The following is a 20,656-nucleotide window of genomic DNA, read 5'->3' as shown; positions in this document are numbered from 1 at the left end:
GCTTATGGCTCCTGCTCGCCGGGCATCAGAAAGCCATAGCGCCGCATGATTTCATGCGCGGGCCCGGTAGCCATGAACTCGGCAAACTCCAGCGCCGCCGGCTTGTCAGCGCCCCGCCTGGTGACCACATAGCCCTGAGTCAGTGGGTTGTGCAGGGCATCGTCAATCAGTGTGTAGCCATGCCTGGCCAGGTCCGGAAACCTCGCCAGCGACAGGGCAATGATGCCAACCTGCGCCGCGCCTGACTGGGTCATCTGAGCGGTGTGCGCGATGTTCTCACCGAACACCAGCTTGGGCTGCACCGCTTCCCAGACACCAGCGGCCTGCAGCGCTTCCTGGGCCCGCTGGCCATAGGGCGCATGACTGGGCTGGGCAATAGCGATGCGCCGGATGCGCGGGTCGGTCAGGTCCGCAAGGCTGAGCTGGCTGGTATCCAGCGAATTGCTCCACAGCACGATCCGGCCCAGGGCATACACCGCCGGCTCGGTCACGGTCATGCCGCGCTCCTGTAACTGCCTGGGGAAGGCAATGTCGGCAGAGAAGAAAATATCGTAGGGCGCCCCGTTGATGATCTGGGTGGTCATCTTGCCGGAAGAACCGTAGATCACATCGATGGCCGCATCCGGGTGGGCCTGACGGTAAACCGCCAGAATCTCATCAAGGGCATAGCGCAGATCAGAAGCCGCAGCAATCCGCACCGGCTCACTGGCCTGCAGCGTGCTGGCCAACAGCAGCGCTGCACAAGCGGCGATCCAACGGATCATCCTCAGAAAGGACATGCGGGCTCCTTGCGTGAGCGAGTAGGGAAAGGCAACTGCTTCGCTATATACAATTGAATATGACGCAGGGTAGCCGGCTAAGAATTAAGGCGTCAATCTGCCGTTGGAGGTATGGGTAGTTTTCAGGGGGGCTAGGTAAACACTGATTACGTGCGACGCTACTCAAGCCACAGACCAATCTCCGTGCAATCCCCTGGGAGTGCTCAAAACTGATTTAATCAGCGTTTCCCTAGTGGGGATCGGCAGGCGGGGCCGCCGCCAGCAACCCCTCCAACTCATCCAGTTCACCAGCCGTCGCCGCCTCAGCCAGCGTCTGAATGCGCTGATAGTGGATGAGCACCTGCTGACCGAGCGAGGTCAGTGCCGCGCCACCACCACCTTTACCACCGGCAGCGGTTTCAATCAGCGGGGCCCGAAAGCACTGATTCATGGTTTCCACCAGCAGCCAGGCACGGCGATAACTCATACCCATGCGCCGGGCCGCCGCCGAGATCGAACCGCAGTCCGCGATGTGCTGCAACAACTCGGCCTTGCCCGGCCCAAGGGCAATGGCATTGCCGAACATCAATCGCTGGCGCAGACGTAATCGTGAAGGCATGGAAATATTGCATCGGGTGACAGTTGCCGCTCAGTATACCCACAAACCCGAACAGGACATGAGCCCGTGAATCAGCCAGCCGCCAACGTCACCAATCTTCCGGCCCGCGAGGTCTATCAGCGACTCAAGGACGTCTGCCTGGGCACCGCCACTGCCCGCCGTCATGGGCAGCAAAACTGGAACGATGTGCATAGCGGTCTGGTTACCATCGATATCGACGGCTGGCTCATCACCCTGAACAAGGAAGCCGGCGCCCTGGACTACTGCGCCGCCTGCACAACCCCCGATGGCCGCCACTCCGACATGCACTCCTGGGCTGAGCGCGGCACTGACCCGTTGGAGCTGTTGAGTGTGTGGGAGCGGGGTAGGTTGGAGGCGGTATTGGAAACTCTGCGCTAGCCGGCATTCGACTTGGCAAGCCCGGCAAAACGTTGCAGTATCTAGCTAACTGCCATCATGCAGCCCACCTCTGAGGCAAGGATGCCAATCTGCACCACAGCATCCCAACTCAGCACATACTGGCTTAACCAGTGGGCGTGGACTTCCCCCACTAAAGTGAATACTCCCAGCCCATGATTGAAATTGAGCGCCCACCAGATCTGACCCGTTTACGTCGTCTAGCCTTGAGCGCTCAAGGCTTGCTACAGGCTCAGCCCTTTGGGCGCGGTTTGGCGGGAGCGCGGGAGGCGATTAATCACATCGGTTATGTGCAGATCGATACCATATCGGTTGTGGAGCGAGCGCATCACCATGTCTTGCACTCTAGGGTTCCGCAGTTCAGCCCCGCCATGACGAACAAGATGTTGGCTGATGGCGAGATTTTCGAGTATTGGGCGCATGCGGCTGCATTTCTACCAATTGCCGATTTCAGGTTCTCCTTGCCCTACAAGCATGCGATTAAGAGCGGCCAGACGCATTGGTATAGAAATCCCGATAAGAAACTGATGGGAGAGCTGTTAGAGCGTATACGTTCAGATGGCCCGATGCGTTCGCGTGATATAGAAACCAATACGACGAAACGTGCAGGCTGGTGGGACTGGAAGCCAGCTAAAAAGGCGCTTGAACAGCTGTACATGCAAGGCGACCTGATGATCAGTGATCGCACCGGTTTCCAGAAAACCTATGACCTGACCGAGCGGGTACTGCCATCCCACGTCAATACCAAAAATCCCAGCATGGAAGAGTTTTCCACGCATATCGTCGATCAGCAATTACGCTGCCATGGGGTTGTTGCGCTCAAGGGGATTACATACCAACGCCGCAATGCTGAACTCCGCAAAGCGGTTAAAAATCTGGTTGACGATAGGTTGGCCCAGGGTGTTCTGGAGCAGATAAAGCTCCGCAGCGGCGAAACGTTCATCGTGGAAGCAGGCGCGCTTGATGGCCCGCTTCCACGGCTGAGCAATCGCATGGTCATTTTGTCTCCATTCGACAATAGCGTGATTCAGCGCGAACGGCTGAAAGCGCTTTTCCAATATGATTACCAAATAGAATGCTATGTGCCCGCAGCCAAGCGTCAGTACGGCTACTTTTGCCTGCCGCTTCTTTACCGTGATGAGTTTGTCGGGCGGATGGACTGCAAAGCCCACCGCAGGCTCAGGTTGTTAGAGATCAAGTCACTGTATTTTGAGAAGTTCAACTTTGATGAAGAGCTGCTGCTGGCTGCATTTTTAGCTGCCCTCAAAAAATTCTGTCAGTTTCAGGAGTGCGACAGGGTGAGTTTGGCAGAGGCTTATCCCAAGCATCTGGCTCAGCGTGTACGTCAGGCGCTAAAGCTGATCGAGTGACCATGGCCAATGTGTACAGGCCGGACAGTTTTTGCCAGGTCAGTCAGAATCGGCCTGGGATCTGTGTGGGGGCGACAGGCTTTCCTGCAGCTTTGGCAGGTCGCTGATGAACCAGCAACCCTGCCGTTTGCTCACCAGGCCGGCGCTTTTCAAGCGGGTCAGTTCGCGGTGGACGCTTTGCCGACTGACGCCCAGCATCTTGCCCATATCGGCTTGAGTCAAAGGCAGATCGATCAACTGGCCAGCCTGTTCCTCTCGGCCGTAGGCGCGCGCGGCCGAGAGCAGCAGTTTGGCCAGCCGCTGGTTCAGGCTCAGGAGCGAGGTGTCTTCGATGTGGGCGAGCAGGCCGACAATCGTTTGGCAGAGCTTCTCGGTCAGGCGCTGGTAGATTTCCGGATAGCGCCGGGACAACTCGTCGAAGTCCTGGCGAGGCAGTTCGGCTATTTGCACCGGGCCTAGCGCCAGAGCATCGAAGGCGCGCTTGATGCTCGACATCAAGGGGATCTCACCCAGCACGCAACCCGGCCCGTAGATGGTTATCAGTATTTCATTGCCGTTGCTGCCGATTGCCCGCAATTGCACAAAACCGCTCAGCACCTGGTACAGCCCGACGGCCCCGGCGCCCTGACGGTAGAGGTGCTCGCCCTTGTTCAGGTGGCGAATCCGCATGCGCTCACGGATCGCCGCCTGCACCTGCACCGGCAGTTCAGCGAACCAGTTGCCCTTCCGATAAAACTCAGCCAAGCGTCAGCCCCTAAATAAAGCCTGTGCGATGTAACAAATGTGACACGGCCTGCGATTGTCTGCTGCCTATCATGATCATCCGAGGCTATCCGGGCAAATGCACGCATCACCGGATAGCGCCCTTGCTGAACCATAGATAAACAAGAATACGTGGAGTCCATCAATGCTGAAACACAACACCTGTCATCTGGCGGCAGTGCTGGTACTGGTCACCGGCCTGGCCAGCGCCGATACCTACACCCCCGAGGCCCTGAGCAGTGGTCGTGCCGATCCGAGCCTGCACCTGCAGCAGGGCAGCACTCAGACCGAAGCGCAAAGGATCAACGAGGTCAGCTACATGGCCACTGGCTTCGGCAACAGCTTCATGGTGGTCACTGGCGCAGGCAATGTGGTCATCGACACCTCGCTCCGGAGCATGGCCCGGCACCACAGGCAGTTGCTCGGCGCGGTGGATGACGGACCGATCCACAGCATCATCCTGACCCACGGTCATGGCGACCATACCGGTGGAGTCGACCTTTGGAAACAGCCTGACACCCGGGTGATCGGGCAGCGCAACATGGTCGAATTCCTGCATTATCAGCAGCGTCTGGAAGGTATTTTCAATCAGCGCAATCGGGCCCAGTTCGGCTTCGCCCTGGACGCCGGTCAGAGCCAGGCCGCCACAGTGCAGAACTTTGCCGCACCCATGCTGCCCGATACCCTGTTCGACGACCACATGGCTTTCACTCTGGGCGACGTCGAATTCGAGCTGATCCACACTCCCAGCGAAACCGACGACGCCCTGACCGTTTGGTTGCCACAATACAAAACGGCCTTTGTCGGCGACCTGTACTATGCCGCCTTCCCGAACATCTACACCCTGCGCGGCACCAAACCGCGTTGGGCGCTGGACTACGTCGCCTCGATTGACCGGGTGCTGGCGCTGGAACCGGAAATCCTGTTGCCCGGTCATGGCGCGCCGATTCGCGGCAAAGAGGCCATTCGTAGTGCGCTGACCCACTATCGAGACGCTATCCAGTACGTACACGATCAGACCGTGATTGGCATGAACCAGGGCAAGGACGTCTATACCCTGATGCGCGAGATCAAGCTGCCCGAGTCGCTGCAGATGAGCGAAGCCTATGGCCGGATTGCCTGGTCGGTACGCGGGATCTACGAGGGGTACATGGGCTGGTTCGACGGCAACCCGGTCAATATGTATGACCTGCCACCCGAAGGCATCTATCCCGATCTGGTCGCCCTGGCCGGCGGTAGCCAGGCTGTCATCGGCCAAGCGCGGGTCGCCTTAGAGCAGAATGACGAGGTCAAAGCGCTGCGCTTGCTCGATGCCGCCCTGTCCGCAGCCCCTGACGACCGTGAAGCACTGAACCTGAAACTGCAGATTCTCGTCCAACTGCGCCGGCAGTCCTCCAATCTCAACGAGTCCGGCTGGCTGAACTATGGCATCAACAGCACCCGGCAGCAGCTTGGCGACTGAGTGCAAATGGAATGTCGGTAATCGGCATGACTCTGCTCCGTCGAGCGCCGCACGGCGTATCGGTTTGGGTTAGTTAGCCAGCTCGGCAGGGATATTGCCGCCGTTCGCGGCGATGCGAGCAAGCACCTGCTTGTGCAGCCACATGTTCATCTGCGCTGAATCAGACATCAGCTCAGCCGGGCAACCCAATTCGGTGGCGAGCTCTTTACGTGCGCCGAGGCTGCTGTCCAGATCAAGCAGTTTGAGCAGGTCGACAATTGAAGTCTTCCAGTTCAGTTGCTGCGGATTGGCTGCGGCTTTTTGTTCGAGCTGGGCAACCACGTCTACGACAGGGATGGCACTGGGGGATGCCTCCGCTGCTGTGGCGGCTGGGGTTTCTGCCAGTGCTGCCGCGCCAGGCTCTGCGGGTGCTGCTTCCGCGCTGCCGATGCCGAGTTTGCTGAGGATTTTGTTGAAAAAGGACATGAGCGTCTCCCTGATAATTTGGTCCTTGCCTTCACGCCTGGGTTGATAGACCTAGGCGTGTTCATCAAGCGTAGCAGCGCTCGACCTGACCACAACGTTGGTATGCCGAACGGTAATGCCCCAGCGGATTTTGCACGGCTAAGCCGCTAATTGTTGTGTTGATAAACAACAATTAGGGCTGATCGTAGTGACCACCAATAGCGAAGATATAAATGGACTTGTCGTCGAACCGATATATCAAACGATCTTTCTGCGATATCCGTTTAGACCATAGGCCAGAGCTGTTGGCATTTGAGCGGGTAACTATTCAGTCCGCAGATCGTGCTTGACGCCGACACCGATTCCCTGAAGTCTTGTTGGGCTGGACCCAACAACAACCATCAGCAAGGAATTCATCATGTTCAGTCACGTCATGCTCGGCGCTAACGATATCGAGGCGTCCAAGGCCTTTTACGATGCGGTGCTCGGCGTTATCGGCGCCAAGCCGGGCGTCATCGACCCCAAGGGCCGCTGCTTCTACTTCACCAAAACCGGCACCTTTGCCCTGAGCAAGCCGATCAATGGTGAGCCGGCTTCCTGCGGCAACGGCAGCACCATTGGTTTTGCCGTGGACAGCCCGGAGCAGGCTGACGCCTGGCACGCTGCCGGTCTGGCTAACGGTGGCGTGACCTGCGAAGACCCGCCGGGTGTGCGTGAGGGTAATGGCGTCAAGCTGTACCTGGCTTACCTGCGTGATCCGGCAGGCAACAAGATCTGTGCCCTGTACCGGATGGGCTAAGGCTCATAGTGCTGCTGCAGGCCGATGGATCGCCACGGCCTGCGGCCTCGCGATGACGGCGTGTGTGTCGATGGTGGTGTATGCCTTTATGCACTCAACTGTCATTGCGAGTCGCGCAGCGACGTGGCAATCCATATCGCGTTACAGCTGAGCCGGCGTTGCTCCACGGCCCGGTCTTGCCAGCGCTGATACCCCACCAATCATCCCACCCATGATCCTCGCCCGGCGGTTGGCATCCGCTATGCTGAATCATTACGAGACACAAGACCCGCAGAAGGGCTTCCGATGACTACAGCACTTCCCGATGGCCTGATTGTGGTGGCCAAGGCCGATTGCCCGACTTGCCGGCTGGTTGAACCGCTGCTGGCGGAGCTGGCTGGTGCCGGAGCGCTGACCGTGTATGTGCAGGACTCGGCCGAATACGCCGCCGCGCTGCCCGGTACTCTGTATGACCAGACCCTGGAACATTCCTACCGCCTTGGCATTGAGTTCGTGCCGACCCTGATCCGGGTCGAGAACGGCCAGGAGGTCGAGCGCACCTATGGCTGGCACAAGGAAGACTGGCGTGCCCTGAGTGGGGTGCCGACCCTGGGTGAGGAGTTGCCGGTGATGCGCCCCGGCTGCGGTTCCAAGACCCTGGAGCCGGGCATTGCCGAGGAGCTGGAACTGGCCTTTGGCGATATTCGCCTGCAGTCGCGTGAAATCGATATTTCTTCTGCCGACGATGCCATCGAAGCCTGCTACGAGCGCGGCTGGAGTGATGGCTTGCCGGTGGTGCCGCCGACTCCGGTACGGGTGCTGAGGATGCTCAAGGGCACCACCCGTGCGCCGGATGAAGTGGTCGGGCTGATGCCACCTGATCTGGTGCCCTGCACGGTGGAGAAGGTTGCCATCAATGCGGTTATGGCCGGTTGCAAACCTGAGTACATGCCGGTGCTGCTGGCGGCGCTGGAAGCTGCGCTGACCGATGAGTTCGGCCTGCACGGGCTGATCTGTACCACCATGTTCGGTAGCCCGATGATCGTGGTCAACGGCCCGGCGGCACGGGCCATCGGTATGAATTCCGGGGTCAATGCACTGGGCCAGGGCAATCGCGCCAACGCCACTATCGGCCGGGCGCTGCAACTGATCATCCGCAATGTTGGTGGTGGCCGCCCCGGCGAGATCGACCGCGCGACCCTGGGCAATCCCGGCAAGTACAGTTTCTGCTTTGCCGAGGCAGAAGACAGCGATTGGCTGCCGCTGGCCCAGGAACGTGGCATCGAGGCAGGACGGTCGGCGGTGACGCTGTTCCCCGGTGAAGGGGTGCAGGGTATTGTCGATCAGAAGTCACGCGATCCTGAATCGCTGGCACGCTCCTTTGCCCTGTCGCTGCGCGCGGTTGATCACGCCAAGCTGGCGATGGCCGGTGATGCGGTGCTGGTGGTGTCGCCCGAACATGCGCGAGTGTTTATCGAGGCTGGCTGGTCCAAGCAGCGCCTGCGCGAAGAGCTGGAACGCCTGCTGCTGGCGCCGGGTGCCGAGCTGGTCGCCGGGGCTGGCGGCATTGCCGAGGGCATTCCCGAACGTTTCAAGGATCTGCAGGTGCCCAAGTTTCGCCCCGGCGGCCTGCTGATCGTCCGGGCTGGCGGCACTGCCGGCCTGTTTTCCGCCATTATTGCTGGCTGGGCTGCTTCTGGCCCGGTTGGTTCGTCTCCGGTAACACGTGAGGTAACTGTATGAACGAAACCCTGTTGCTCGACCCCACGGCCGAGCGTGCGCCTGCGCAGCGGGCACGGCTGGCGCGTCCGGCCAGTCTGGAGGGTAAGGTGGTTGGCCTGCTGGATATTTCCAAGCCGCGCGGCAATGTGTTTCTCGACCGTATCGAGGAACAACTGGCGGCCATGGGGATTGAGGTCAAGCGCTACGCCAAGCCGACCTTTACCCGCATCGCGCCAACCGAACTCAAGCAGCAGATGGCTGCTGAGGTGGATCTACTGGTCGAAGGTCTGGCTGACTGAGGGTCGTGTACGTCGTGCTGTATGCATGACATCGCCGACCTGGAGTCACGTCAGATCCCGGGAGTAGGGGTCGCCTCCAGTGAGTTTGTTGATGCTGCCGCGTTGCAGTCCAAGGCGCTGGGCTTTGACCCGGCCATGGTCTTCGTGCCGCACCCGATCCAGGACCGCACCGATGAGGAAATGCGCGCCCTGGCCGATGGCGCGTTGCCTGACATCCTGCGTCTGTTGCGCGCCGAGGAGGGCGCGGGCGAGTGATCGTGCTGGTGCATCCCCGCTGCGAGCAGATGCTCACAGCTCCCAGGGGGCGCGTGTAGCTCACGGGGACAGGGCTGGGTTCTCCTGGGAGCGTTCGAGCATCTGCTCGAACCAAGGCCGCCAACGACGGCCTCGGGGAGGCTGGCGATGAACATGCAGCAACGCCCCCCGGCAGTAGACAAGGCCCTGGCCTGGCCCGGCATGCAGACCCTGATCGCCAGCCACGGCCGGGCGCTGGTACTGGACTCCCTGCGCGCCGCGCTGGAACTCTGGCGCAGCGGCGAGATCAGCGATCAACCAACTCTGGTAGCCACTGTCCAGCAACGCATCGAACGCACCCTGGCGCCGTCGATGCGCCCGGTGCTCAACCTCACCGGCACGGTACTGCACACCAATCTGGGCCGTGCCCCATTACCCCCCGAAGCGCTTGCCGCCATGACTGCGGTGGCCGCCGGGGCGAGCAATCTGGAATACGATCTGGCCAGCGGCCAACGTGGTGACCGCGATGCCCACGTCGAGGACTGGATCTGCCGCCTGACCGGCGCCGAAGCCGCTACCGTGGTCAACAACAACGCTGCCGCTGTGCTGCTGGTGCTCAATGCGCTGGCGTCGCGCCGTGAGGTGGTGGTGTCACGCGGTGAGCTGATCGAAATCGGCGGCTCGTTCCGGCTGCCGGATATCATGGCCCGCGCCGGCTGTAAGCTGCGCGAGGTTGGCACCACCAACCGCACCCATGCCCGCGACTATGCCGAGGCAGTCACTGCGCGCACCGCTTTGCTGCTCAAGGCGCACACCAGCAACTATCAGGTGCAGGGTTTCACTACCTCGCTTGATGAGGCGCAACTGGCCGGGATTGCCCGCGCCCAGGGCGTACCGCTGGTGGTCGATCTGGGCAGCGGCTCGCTGATCGACATGCAGGCGCTGGGCTTGCCGGCCGAGCCGGTGGTTGGGCGGATTCTGGCTCAGGGTGTGGATGTGGTGACCTTCAGCGGCGATAAACTGCTCGGTGGCCCGCAGGCCGGGATCATCGCCGGGCGTGCCGAGCTGATCAGCAAAATCCGCAACAGTCCGCTCAAGCGGGCACTGCGCTGCGACAAGCTGACCCTGGCGGCGCTGGAAGCGGTGCTGCGGCTGTACGCCGACCCGGACACCCTGGTGCAGCGGGTGCCGACTCTGCGGCTGCTGACCCGTGAACCGGCGGCCATCCGGCAGACCGCCGAGGCATTGTTGCCGTCACTGCGCGGCTGGGCCGGGGCGGGATTCGAGGCGGATGTATGTGATGTATACAGCCAGATCGGCTCCGGTTCGCTGCCGCTGGAAACTCTGCCCAGCGCCGCGCTGCGTCTGAGCAGCATCAGCAGCAACAAACGCACGCGCAGCCGTGAATTGCGGGAATTGGCCGAGCGTCTGCGCCAGTTGCCAACGCCGGTAATCGGGCGGATCGCTGACGACAGCCTGCTGCTCGATTGCCGCTGCGTGGAAGACCCGGAACCGCTGCGTCAGCAGTGGGAGGCCGGGGCGTGATCATAGCTACCGCCGGGCATGTCGATCACGGCAAGACTAGCCTGATCAAGGCGCTGACCGGGGTCGATACCGACCGCCTGGCCGAGGAAAAACGCCGCGGCCTGAGCATTGAGCTGGGCTTTGCCTGGCTGGCGGTTGAGGGTGGCCCGCCGCTGGGCTTTGTCGATGTGCCGGGGCATGAGCGCTTTATCAGCACTATGCTGGCCGGCGTGGCGGCGGTGGATCTGGCGCTGCTGGTGGTGGCCGCCGATGACGGGGCGATGCCGCAGACGCTGGAGCATCTGGCGATTTTGCACCTGCTCGGGGTTGAACAACTCGTACCGGTATTGAGCTGCTGTGACCGGGTCACGCCCGAGCGCCAACAGGCGGCCAGCGTCGAGCTGGTGCAACTGCTGAAACAGCAGGGCTGGCCGCAGGCCGCGCCCTTTGCGGTATCGAGTCTGACTGGTGAGGGTCTTGAGGCTCTGCATGCGGATCTGTTCAGCCGGGCACAGCAACACCGGCAACGCCCGCCGAGCGGGCATGCGCGGCTGATGATCGACCGCCGCTTCAGCCTCGCTGGTGCCGGTTGCGTGGTCACCGGTACGCTGGTCAGTGGCCAGTTGCACAGTGGTCAGAGCCTGCACTGCAACGGCCAGAGTCTGCGGGTGCGCAGCCTGCAGATGGCCGGCCATGAGGTGAATCAGGTGCTGGCCGGGCAGCGCTGCGCGCTGAATCTGGCGGGCGATGTGGATGCTGCGCAGCCCCAACGCGGCGACTGGCTGAGTGAGGTGCCAGTGGCCACCAGCAGCCGGTTGGATGTAGCGCTGACCCAACTGCCAGGCAGCCGCTGGCATCGCGGCGTGCTGCAACTGCATCTGGGTACCGGAGTCTATCCGCTGCGTGCGGTGATCTTGCAGGAGGGTGAGCCGGTGCTGGCGCAACTGCTGCTGGAACAGCCGGTGCAGGCACTCTGGGGGGATCGCTTTATCATCCGCGACCCGGCTGCCAACCAGACCTTGGGCGGTGGCCGAGTGCTCGACCCGCAGGGGCTGCAACGCGGGCGCAGCAAGCCCGAGCGTCTGGCACTGCTGCGTCACTGGCAGAAGGCCGATGGCCCGCGTGCTGCGCTGCTGGCAGCGCTGCAACAGGCACCGGTGGCACTGGACGGCTTTGCCGTGCGCTTCAATTTGACGCCGGGCGAGCAGCAGCAACTGCTGGATGAACTGCGGCACAGCGCGGCCGGTATCGAATTGCTGGACGCGGCTCGCCAGCACTGGCTGATGCTGGCCGGGCAGATCGACAGCGCCTGGGCGCGCTTGCACCAGCGGTTGCAGGACTGGCATGCTGCGCACCCGGAACGGCTCGGCCCTGGCGAGGGCGAGCTGGCGCTGGCCAGCACGCTGCAACTGCCTTTGGTCCTGGCCCGGGCGCTGTTGCAACGCTGGCATGGTGACGGCCGACTACGACGCCAGGCCTGGGCCTGGCATCTACCCGAGCACCAACCGCAATTGCTGGCTGAGGATCGGACACTGCTGGAGCGGGTCAGTGCGCAGCTGTTGCCGGGCGGCCTGCGCCCGCCAATTGTCGGTGAGCTGAGCCAGGCGCTGGGTATCGAGCTGGAAACCCTCAAGGCCTTTTTGCGGCGTATGCAGCGTGCCGGTGAACTGATTGCGGTCGCGCCCAACCGCTATTACCTGCCAGAGCAGGTTGAGGGGCTGGCGGCTGTGGCTCGGCAACTGGTGGCGGACTCACCCAGCGGCAGCTTCAATGCCGCCGAATACCGCGATGCCTCCGGCATCGGCCGTAACCTGACGATTCAGGTGCTGGAATACCTCGATCGCGCCGGCATCACCCGCTTTGTGCGTGAACAACGTTTTCTCGTGGCCGGCTGACCAGCCGCCATACAGGGAAGGACATCGTCCCCGGTGGGGCGCCCGGACTTCAACTCCGGTGAGATGCGCAACGCGCGTCTGGTGGGTTCGACTCCCATGTCCTTCCGCCATTTCCTCTGACTAGACGCGACAGAAAACATGACGAAGCGGTCGTTCATGGGGGCCGGTTGATATCTATTTATAATCATTCTCATGTGAATGAACGTTCATAACCGTTTCTGATTTGGTTTGTGTCTCACGAGAGTGACATCTAAGGTCAAGAGTCAGGTTTGGGTTGTTTTCGCAATATGTTCGACGCCCAAGCCTGACGTCAGTAGGTTACCTGTGTCAGGTCCGGGCGGTTGTCTTGGGGTTGGCAGCTATTCAGGAGCCTGAAAGGAACTCCACTACAAGAATAAACGGAGACCCGCATGTCATATGCCATACCCTCGAAATCAGGGGCGCGCTCGGCAATTCTGGTTTTTTCTCTGGTGCCTCTGCTGTCACTATCCGGCTGTTTGAGCAGTTCGTCATCATCCCGGTCAGCGCCGCAGGTGCATACCGGTACCTTTGTCGATAGCCCCGTTGCCGGGCTGGATTATCAGGGCAGTCAGACTCAGTCTGGCCAGACCGATGAGCAGGGGCAGTTCAGCTACCGGGAGGGGGAGACCATCAGCTTCGCCATCGGTGATCTGGAACTTGGCTCGGCGGTTGGCGCCAATATCCTCACGCCGCTGAGCATCACCCCGGAGGCTGATTCGGCGGACGATCAGCGGGTGGTCAATATGCTGATCCTGTTGCAGAGCCTGGATGCCGATGGTGACCTCAACAACGGCATACAGATCAGTGAGGCAATTCGTGAGCACGTCTCGCAGAATGCTGACAGCATCTACTTTGACCAGCCGCCGGCGGATTTCCGAGCCAGTCTGGCAACCCTGGTGGATGAGCTGCAACAAGCCGGAGCCTTTACCGATACTGACCCACGGCCGCGCACAGTGACTACCGTGGCCAATGCCCTGGAGCATTTCGCCCGCTCAACCAGCCCGCGCATCGTGGTTTCAACCACCGGGGGTGAGCTGCGTGGTTTCGAGGCTAATGAGGATACCTGGCAGTTCCTGGGTATTCCCTATGCCAAACCGCCGCTGGGTGATCTGCGCTGGCGCCCGCCGGTAGCGCCGGAGCCATGGAGCGGGGTGCGGGAGGCGGTGGCCTGGAGTGATCAGGCGGCCCAGAATCCTGGGCTGGAGCGTTTCGGTGAAGGTGGCATGAGTGAGGACTCACTGTACCTGAATGTGACTGCGCCCAAGGATGCCGACAATCTACCGGTCATGCTCTGGTTCCATGGTGGCGGCTTCACTGCCCTGACCAGCAATACCCGGCCGTTCAACAATCCGCAGGCGTTGGTCAGCAAGGGGGTCGTACAGGTATCGGTTAACCATCGGCTGGGGCCCTTTGGCTATATCGCTCACCCGGAACTGAGTGCCGAGAGCGGCTACAACGGATCAGGCAATTACGGTCAGATGGATCTGGTCATGGCCCTGGAGTGGGTACGGGACAATATCGCTGCTTTTGGCGGCAACCCTGGCAACGTTACCATTTTTGGTGAGTCTGGAGGTGGTCGCAAGGTACTGTCGCTGATGGCTTCGCCTCAGGCCAAGGGCCTTTTTCACCGGGCGGTCAGTCAGAGCGGCACGCTGTTCCCGGATACTCGCAGCCTGAGCGCGGCCGAGGAAATCGGCAGTCAGTTGCAGAGCCGGCTCGGCGCGGCCTCGTTGGAGGAAATGCGTCAGCGCACCTGGTTGCAAGTGGTGGCGGCAGCGGCACCGCTGGTGCCTTATACCAATATCGACAACTACTACCAGCCCCATGCCGAGCGAGTCAGTTTTGAAAGCGGCATCCAGAACGATGTGCCCTTCATGTTCCTGATCAACACCAATGACACGCCCGATCCAATCTATACGGTGCGGGAGGTGTTCCCCTGGATGGCGCCGCTGAGTAGTTCCAATCATTACGCCGTGCTGTTCAGCCATCAGCCTGCCGGTTGGAAAGCGCGTGGTGTAGAGGCTTATCACGCCGCTGAACTGGCTTATCTGTTCAACATGCCTGAAAGCGTGATTACCCACTACCAACTGGGCTTGGTGATTGATCCGGCCACTGGAGAGTCGCTGGTGATTGGTGACCTGAACGGCAACGGTATCAGCGGCTCGCAGGGTGACCCGGACGATATTTTTGCATCTGCCGGTTTTGATCAGGTGGATGAGGTGGTGATTGATCGAATGATGACTATCTGGACCAACTTCGCCAAGACCGGGGACCCGAGCATTCCGGGTGAGATCGACTTCCCGATTTACGATGCGGGTAGCCAGAGCTATGTCGAGTTGAGCGATGGAGTGGATGTCAAAGACAACCTGGCGGACATCTTCCGTTAACAGGCCGTTATAACAACAAGAATGGAGGCAATCATGATTTACCGTATCAAAACACGCCCGCGGTTCTCTCCGGTCCTGATCGGGATCACTTTCGCTCCGCTGTTTCTGGCCTTGAGTGGCTGCCTCGGCGGTTCATCGTCATCATCCCGATCCGGCCCCCAGGTACAAACCGGTACCTTTGTCGATAGCCCTGTTGCCGGGCTGGATTATCAGGGCAGTCAGACTGACGCCGGCCAGACCGATGAGCAAGGACAGTTCAGCTACCGGGAAGGGGAGACCATCAGCTTCGCCATTGGTGATCTGGAGCTTGGCTCGGCGGTTGGCGCCAATATCCTCACGCCGCTGAGTATCACCCCGGAGGCTGATTCGGCGGACGATCAGCGGGTGGTCAATATGCTGATCCTGTTGCAGAGCCTGGATGCCGATGGTGACCTCAACAACGGCATCCAGATCAGTGAGGCAATTCGTGAGCACGTCTCGCTGAACGCTGACAGCATCTACTTTGACCAGCCGCCGGCGGATTTCCGAGCCAGTCTGGCAACCCTGGTGGATGAGCTGCAACAAGCCGGAGCCTTTACCGATACTGACCCACGGCCGCGCACAGTGACTACCGTGGCCAATGCTCTGGAGCATTTCGCCCGCTCAACCAGCCCGCGCATCGTGGTTTCAACCACCGGGGGTGAGCTGCGTGGTTTCGAGGCTAATGAGGATACCTGGCAGTTCCTGGGTATTCCCTATGCCAAACCGCCGCTGGGTGATCTGCGCTGGCGCCCGCCGGTAGCGCCGGAGCCATGGAGCGGGGTGCGGGAGGCGGTGGCCTGGGCTGATCAGTCGGCTCAGGATCCGACCTTGCAGGCGGTCAACAAGGGCGGCATGAGCGAGGATTCGCTGTATCTGAACATCACGGCTCCCAAGGATGCCGACAATCTGCCGGTCATGGTCTGGTTTCACGGTGGCTCCTTCGCCATCCTGTCGGCCAACTCCAGTCAGTACAACAACCCTGAAGGGCTTACTGAAAAGGGTGTAGTGCTGGTAACCGTGAATCATCGGCTGGGACCATTCGGCTACATTGCCCACCCGCTGCTGACTGAAGAGAGCGGTTATAACGGCTCAGGCAATTACGGTCAGATGGATCTGGTCATGGCCCTGGAGTGGGTACGGGACAATATCGCTGCTTTTGGTGGTGACCCGAATAACGTGACGCTGTTCGGCCAGTCCGGCGGCGGTGGCAAAACCTATTCGTTGATGAATTCGCCGCAGGCCACCGGGCTGTTCCACAAGGCGATTGTGATGAGCGGTTTTGCCCCGCTCGACACCATCAGCGGCCCGGAGGTGTCGCTGGCCGAATCGGAGGCTATCGGTATGGCGTTGTTCGAGCGGACCGGGGTTACAACCCTGGAGGAAGCCCGGGCACTGCCTTGGACTGCTTTTGCGCAGGCCGACCTGATCAACAGCATTCCGCGTCAGACCTACCGGCCCAATGCCGACAACTACTACCAGCCTGATACCTACTACCGCAATGCGCTCGATGGAATGCCCAGCGATGTACCCCTGATGGCCGGTGTCACGTCCGGCGACTACGACACGCTCAGAGCATTTCTGCCAATCTGGCTGGCCCAGCGCTCCGATACCTATCAGTCGGAGCAGTTCATCTACAAGTTCAGCCGTGTTCCTGATGGCTGGGCGGACATGGGCCTGCGCAGTTGTCATGGTTGCGAGCTGCCCTATCTGTTCAACCATCCAGCGGGCATGGTGCAGAACTATCAGCTGGGGCTGGTCCTGACGCCCGAGGGTCAGCGCCCGGTAATTGGGGACCTCAACGGTAATGGCGTAAGCGGTAGCCAGGGCGATGCGCAGGATGTGTTTCTGTCAATGGAGTACGGCGCGGACGATGATCAGATCGCTGATCTGACCATGACCATGTGGACCAACTTCGCCAAAACCGGTAACCCCAGTATCGAAGGCTTCGACTGGCCGGTGTTTACACGCGAGAATGACACCTTTGTCGAGATCGGTCCTGACGCTCAGAGCAGCGTGAAGACCGGGCTTGAGGCAGCGATGCAGTGAACTAAAGCCCCCCCCCCCCCGCGGTGGTTAAGGCGGGGGGGCTTTAGGCCGGGATCTGTTGTGTTCAGCGCACCGCTTTTAGTCGGTGCTCCCACAGTCGCTTGGCCAGTCGGCGCATGTTCGGGATGTCGTCCGTTTCATCAAGAATCGGTTTGCCAATCAGCGTCTCAATGATGTCTTCCATTGTCACCAGTCCACCCCAACTACCGAACTCGTCGTATACCAGACACAGGTGCTGCTGTTCGTTGAGCAGTTGACTAAGCAGGGCTTCGACATTCTGTGAGTCTTGCGCCACCTTGACCGGTTTCATTACCGAGGACACAGGTGCGCTTAGGTCGTCGGTGCCAAGGATATCGACCCTGAACACTACGCCGAGGGGGGTCTCGTCGTCGCTGATCACCGGGTAGCGTGAGAACTGACTGTCTTGCACGCGGGTCAGGGCGTCGGCCAGCGACATCTCTGGAGCCAGCGCTTCACACACGGTGCGTGGAGTCATTATGTCTCGCAGGCGAATCATATGCAGGTCCAGCACATTGCTGATCACGCGCTGTTCGTCGTCGTCGAGTTTGTCCAGTTCACGGCCGAGCAGCGCTAGCGCCTTGATCTCTTCGCGGATGTTATGTTCGGGTGTCTTGCCGCCGAGACTGCGGGTAACCAGGTCGGATAGTAGAATGAACGGCTTGAGCAGTACGATCATGCCGTTAAGAAAAGACGGCAGTACTGGCGCAAGTATTGGCCAGTAGCGTGCCCCCAAAGTCTTGGGCAGAATTTCAGAGAGAACCAGGATCAGCAGGGTCATGATTGCGGAGGCAATACCCAGGTAGCCATCGCCGAACACTATAGTGACCTGCGCACCGACTCCGGTGGCGCCGACCGTGTGCGCCACAGTATTAAGTGTGAGGATCGCCGCGAGTGGCTGGTCGACGTTTTCCTTGAGGTGCTTGAGGCGCTCGTAGAGCCGAGGCTTTTCGGCTTTTTGGTTGGCGATGAAGCTTGGTGTCATTGACAGCAGCGCTGCTTCAAGTACGGAACAGAGAAAGGAAACCAGAATGGATAGGACAGCAAACGCTATCAGGAGAGTCATGTATGGGGGGTGGTGGCCAATAGAGTGAATATTCTATTCCAGTTGTGTGTTAACAGCTGTGCTGGCTGTTGCGTACAGATATTTCTAAATGTTTCAATGCTGATCTGGCTGATATTGATCAGAACCAGATCTTGTCGTCAGTAGCCGAGCCATGTACGCAGTCTGTTCAGGCTACCCCAATGCGGCCAGCCCAACTTGATAGTGTTTAGACTCCAGCGGCTGACAAGCCCATCCAGCCAGCTTTGCACGCCGCCAAGCTGACCCAGCCAGCGCGGTGCCAGCCGCCGGGCCAGGCGGTAGGCGGCCAGCGGGTGGATCAGGTAGCTGCGCACTTGATAACTGCGGTGCTGACCGCTCAGGCACCAGTTGCAGAAGTGTTCGCAGTTGTTGGTGAGGATGTGATAGCGGCGTTCTCCCAGGCGTGAGCGGGCGCGGTGCACAACTTCGCGGCCGCTGAACGTCGTGTCAGGGCGCTGGTGGATCAACACTGGTTCGCCGGCGGCAAAACGGTCGATGCCGACTTCTTCTACCGGTCCGCCATGAATGTCACGGCACAACCCAGCGTAGTGAACCACCCGGCCTCGGCCAACATAGATGCCATGGTGCCAATAGCCATTGCGCGGGCTGATCAGATGGGTCCCGGCAGCCGGCTCCAGCTCACGTCCAAGATCCCAGAGAGCCAGATGCGGGTCGTCGGTGAAGTTCATGGCGATGGGCTGAGCGTTGAACATGGGAATCTCCTGCCTGGGGGGCTTTGTCGATTCGTTGGTATGTTTGTGATCAAGCATCAAGCGTGCCAGCCGCCTGTTCAGCGGGTGTTCTGCCATGCAGAGGCCGAAAAGAGTGAGCAAATGCTCAACAACACTGCGGATATGAGCAAATGCTCAAGTCACCCGCAGGCTGTGTGAGTGCGGTGAGTGGCGGTGGATTACCCGGTTTTGGGGCCTATGGCGCAGCGGCTGACTGCATGCCGCGCAGCAAGGCTTCCAGTTCCGCCAGCAGCCAGCGCATATAAGGTTCCTGGCCGAGTGACTTGCGCCAGTACAGACGTACCGGAATCGGTCGGCTGGGGAAGGGCAGCGCAAGTAACCGGTTGCCGTTGAGCCGGGCCAGATTCTGCGCGTAGCTGCGCGGCATGGTCAGTAGCAGGTCGGTCTGAGCGACCACCTGGGCAGCGGCATGGTAGTGCTCGCAGTGCAGGGCGATGCGCCGCTGCTGGCCTTGCAGGCCGAGCAAGTCCTGCTCAACCAGGCTGCGTTCGCGTTCGGTCAGGGTCACCAGCACATGCTCGGCCTTGGCGTAGTCGTCCAGACTCAACTGGCCGCTGTGGTAGGCCGGGTGCTGGGGGCCGACCATGACGCTGAGCTGTTCGCGCACCAGCTCGCGGCTGGCCAGTTGCTCGCTGACCGGATATTCCAGATTGACCGCCACATCCAGCTCGCCGGCCAGAATCCGCGCCTCGATGTCTTCGCCCAGCACCCGCTGACTATGAAAACGCACTTGCCAGTGCTGTGTGCGGGCGCGTTGCAGCAGGGTCGGCATCAGCAGAAACTCCAATGCATCACGCAGCCCGCAGCGGAAGGTCATGGCTGAACGGGTGGGGTCAAAGGCGCTGTGCCGCAGGGTGGTGGTGGCCAGTTCGTCCAGGGCGCTGCGCACTCTGGGCAGGATGCTGCGGGTGTGGGCGGTCATTACCAGTTGCCGGCCATGCTTGACGAACAATGGGTCGCCGAGCATCTCGCGCAGCCGCCGTAGGGCATGCGAGACCGCCGACTGCGACAGGTGCAGTTGATTGGCGGCCTCGATGGTACTGCCGCTATCAGCCACGGCCAGCAACACGCGAAACAGGTTGAGATCGCCCTTTGAATGAATTTCCTGCATAGAAATTCCTGAAAAATAGCCATTATACACATAGGTTGTGCCGCGTTAGTGTCGCAGGTTCTTGCGAGCCTGACTGAGGAATAACAATGAACAGCAGCATGATCGAGCAGGTAAAAATGAGCACCGTGGGTGGCGAGCGTGCAGCGAAGATTCCGCTGCCGCCAAGTTTCACCGATCCCTGCCAGCACCGCGCCTATCTCAAGCAGCGGCTGGCGGCGGCATTCCGGCTGTTTGCCCTGTACCAGTTCGATGAAGGACTGGCCGGGCACATCACCGTGCGCGATCCGGTCGAGCCGGACACCTTCTGGGTCAATCCGGTGGGTGTGCACTTTGCGCTGATTCGCGCCAGCGATCTGGTGCGTCTGGATCACAGCGGCAAGCTGGTCGAAGGTGAAGCCCTGGTCAATCTGGCGGCGTTCATGATCCATTCACGTATCCATGCCCGTTACCCGCAGATCAATGCCGTGGCCCATGCTCACTCGCCCAAGGGGCGGGCCTGGTCGGCGTTCGGCAAGCCGTTGCAGCCGCTGACTCAGGATGGCTGCGTGTTCTTCGAGCGGCATGCGGTGTTTTCGCAGTTCAACGGCGTGGTGCATCAGCAGGGTGAAGGTGATGCGATTGCCGATCAGTTGGCCGAGGGCCATGTTGGACTGATTCTGCAGAACCATGGCCTGCTGACCGTGGGCAAGGATGTAGACAGCGCGGTGTCGCTGTTCATCCAGTTGGAGAAGGCTTGCGAGACCCAGTTGCTGGTTCAGGCAGCCGGTGCCGATGCCCAGCCGATTCCGGCCGAGATCGCGCGCAAGACCCGCGCCTTCACCGGCTCGGACCTGGTGGTGTGGGGCAACTTCCAGCCGCAGTACGAGATGATCGCGCGGCTGCAGCCCGATCTGCTCGACTGACCTCGACATAACGACAAGCCGGGGCGGGGC

At 60.6% G+C, this 20,656-nt stretch carries 19 protein-coding genes and 1 tRNA gene; 12 read left to right on the top strand and 8 right to left on the bottom strand.

Annotated elements, in window-relative coordinates:
* Positions 1-2: 2 nt before the first annotated feature.
* Entirely contained in the window at positions 3-779 is a 777-nt protein-coding gene (gene modA / locus BVH74_RS16965; RefSeq protein WP_218189149.1) for a molybdate ABC transporter substrate-binding protein, read from the bottom strand.
* Positions 780-1,008: 229 nt separating this feature from the next.
* Positions 1,009-1,377, bottom strand: a complete 369-nt coding sequence (locus BVH74_RS16960) for a winged helix-turn-helix domain-containing protein (RefSeq protein ID WP_080051248.1) — start codon at positions 1,375-1,377, stop codon at positions 1,009-1,011.
* Between the two features lie 66 nt (positions 1,378-1,443).
* Here BVH74_RS16960 and BVH74_RS16955 point away from each other — a divergent pair, with 66 nt between their 5' ends.
* Together BVH74_RS16955 and BVH74_RS16950 are read left to right on the top strand one after the other, a co-directional pair.
* Positions 1,444-1,776 carry a DUF7693 family protein gene (locus BVH74_RS16955; protein WP_080051247.1) on the top strand — a complete coding sequence of 111 codons (333 nt, stop codon included), beginning with the start codon at positions 1,444-1,446 and terminating at the stop codon, positions 1,774-1,776.
* A gap of 173 nt (positions 1,777-1,949) precedes the next feature.
* Positions 1,950-3,164, top strand: coding sequence for a winged helix-turn-helix domain-containing protein (locus BVH74_RS16950; RefSeq protein WP_080051246.1), 1,215 nt, complete (start codon positions 1,950-1,952; stop codon positions 3,162-3,164).
* Between the two features lie 39 nt (positions 3,165-3,203).
* Here BVH74_RS16950 and BVH74_RS16945 read toward each other — a convergent pair whose 3' ends face one another.
* A complete protein-coding gene (locus tag BVH74_RS16945; RefSeq protein ID WP_080051245.1) occupies positions 3,204-3,908 on the bottom strand; it encodes a Crp/Fnr family transcriptional regulator in 705 nt (234 codons plus the stop codon).
* A 163-nt stretch (positions 3,909-4,071) separates the two neighbouring features.
* On the opposite strand from BVH74_RS16945, the gene BVH74_RS16940 reads away from it, so the two are divergent.
* On the top strand, positions 4,072-5,388 hold the full coding sequence (locus BVH74_RS16940) for an alkyl sulfatase dimerization domain-containing protein (RefSeq protein ID WP_080051244.1): 1,317 nt from the start codon (positions 4,072-4,074) through the stop codon (positions 5,386-5,388).
* Positions 5,389-5,457: 69 nt separating this feature from the next.
* On the opposite strand, the gene BVH74_RS16935 is transcribed toward BVH74_RS16940, so the two are convergent.
* Both BVH74_RS16935 and BVH74_RS19065 read right to left on the bottom strand, forming a co-directional pair.
* Positions 5,458-5,853 (bottom strand): DUF3597 domain-containing protein, encoded by a 396-nt coding sequence (locus tag BVH74_RS16935; RefSeq protein WP_080051243.1) that lies wholly within the window; start codon positions 5,851-5,853, stop codon positions 5,458-5,460.
* A gap of 172 nt (positions 5,854-6,025) precedes the next feature.
* Positions 6,026-6,160 carry a type II toxin-antitoxin system YoeB family toxin gene (locus BVH74_RS19065; RefSeq protein ID WP_080051776.1) on the bottom strand — a complete coding sequence of 45 codons (135 nt, stop codon included), beginning with the start codon at positions 6,158-6,160 and terminating at the stop codon, positions 6,026-6,028.
* A gap of 90 nt (positions 6,161-6,250) precedes the next feature.
* Between BVH74_RS19065 and BVH74_RS16925 the strand changes: the two genes are divergently transcribed.
* From BVH74_RS16925 to BVH74_RS16890, 8 genes are all read left to right on the top strand, one after another.
* A complete protein-coding gene (locus BVH74_RS16925) occupies positions 6,251-6,631 on the top strand; it encodes a VOC family protein (RefSeq protein ID WP_080051242.1) in 381 nt (126 codons plus the stop codon).
* A 285-nt stretch (positions 6,632-6,916) separates the two neighbouring features.
* The gene (locus BVH74_RS16920) at positions 6,917-8,353 is read left to right on the top strand and encodes a thioredoxin family protein (protein ID WP_080051241.1); all 1,437 of its coding nucleotides are present in this window, start codon (positions 6,917-6,919) and stop codon (positions 8,351-8,353) included.
* Positions 8,350-8,886 carry a UGSC family (seleno)protein gene (locus tag BVH74_RS19080; RefSeq protein ID WP_276310927.1) on the top strand — a complete coding sequence of 179 codons (537 nt, stop codon included), beginning with the start codon at positions 8,350-8,352 and terminating at the stop codon, positions 8,884-8,886. The genes BVH74_RS16920 and BVH74_RS19080 overlap by 4 nt, the downstream gene beginning before the upstream one ends.
* Positions 8,887-9,039: 153 nt before the next feature.
* The gene (gene selA / locus BVH74_RS16905; protein ID WP_218189148.1) at positions 9,040-10,410 is read left to right on the top strand and encodes an L-seryl-tRNA(Sec) selenium transferase; all 1,371 of its coding nucleotides are present in this window, start codon (positions 9,040-9,042) and stop codon (positions 10,408-10,410) included.
* Positions 10,407-12,284, top strand: a complete 1,878-nt coding sequence (selB, locus tag BVH74_RS16900) for a selenocysteine-specific translation elongation factor (protein ID WP_177344550.1) — start codon at positions 10,407-10,409, stop codon at positions 12,282-12,284. Before selA ends, selB begins: the two co-directional genes overlap by 4 nt.
* 15 nt (positions 12,285-12,299) lie before the next feature.
* Positions 12,300-12,394, top strand: a tRNA-Sec gene (locus BVH74_RS18835).
* A 300-nt stretch (positions 12,395-12,694) separates the two neighbouring features.
* The gene (locus tag BVH74_RS16895) at positions 12,695-14,692 is read left to right on the top strand and encodes a carboxylesterase/lipase family protein (RefSeq protein WP_080051236.1); all 1,998 of its coding nucleotides are present in this window, start codon (positions 12,695-12,697) and stop codon (positions 14,690-14,692) included.
* A gap of 33 nt (positions 14,693-14,725) precedes the next feature.
* Positions 14,726-16,759, top strand: coding sequence for a carboxylesterase/lipase family protein (locus BVH74_RS16890; RefSeq protein WP_177344549.1), 2,034 nt, complete (start codon positions 14,726-14,728; stop codon positions 16,757-16,759).
* A gap of 64 nt (positions 16,760-16,823) precedes the next feature.
* Here BVH74_RS16890 and BVH74_RS16885 read toward each other — a convergent pair whose 3' ends face one another.
* The 3 genes from BVH74_RS16885 to BVH74_RS16875 form a co-directional block, all read right to left on the bottom strand.
* The gene (locus BVH74_RS16885; protein WP_080051234.1) at positions 16,824-17,843 is read right to left on the bottom strand and encodes a CNNM domain-containing protein; all 1,020 of its coding nucleotides are present in this window, start codon (positions 17,841-17,843) and stop codon (positions 16,824-16,826) included.
* Positions 17,844-17,980: 137 nt separating this feature from the next.
* Positions 17,981-18,574, bottom strand: a complete 594-nt coding sequence (locus BVH74_RS16880; RefSeq protein ID WP_205890225.1) for a lecithin retinol acyltransferase family protein — start codon at positions 18,572-18,574, stop codon at positions 17,981-17,983.
* Positions 18,575-18,788: 214 nt separating this feature from the next.
* The gene (locus tag BVH74_RS16875) at positions 18,789-19,724 is read right to left on the bottom strand and encodes a LysR family transcriptional regulator (protein WP_080051233.1); all 936 of its coding nucleotides are present in this window, start codon (positions 19,722-19,724) and stop codon (positions 18,789-18,791) included.
* 86 nt (positions 19,725-19,810) lie between these two features.
* On the opposite strand from BVH74_RS16875, the gene BVH74_RS16870 reads away from it, so the two are divergent.
* Positions 19,811-20,626 (top strand): class II aldolase/adducin family protein, encoded by an 816-nt coding sequence (locus tag BVH74_RS16870; protein WP_080051232.1) that lies wholly within the window; start codon positions 19,811-19,813, stop codon positions 20,624-20,626.
* Positions 20,627-20,656 lie beyond the last annotated feature (30 nt).

The sequence above is a fragment of the Halopseudomonas phragmitis genome (genome assembly GCF_002056295.1).
Taxonomy (GTDB): domain Bacteria; phylum Pseudomonadota; class Gammaproteobacteria; order Pseudomonadales; family Pseudomonadaceae; genus Halopseudomonas; species Halopseudomonas phragmitis.
Note: the sequence above shows the minus strand (reverse complement) of the source record. Positions and strands in the feature narration are given on the sequence as shown.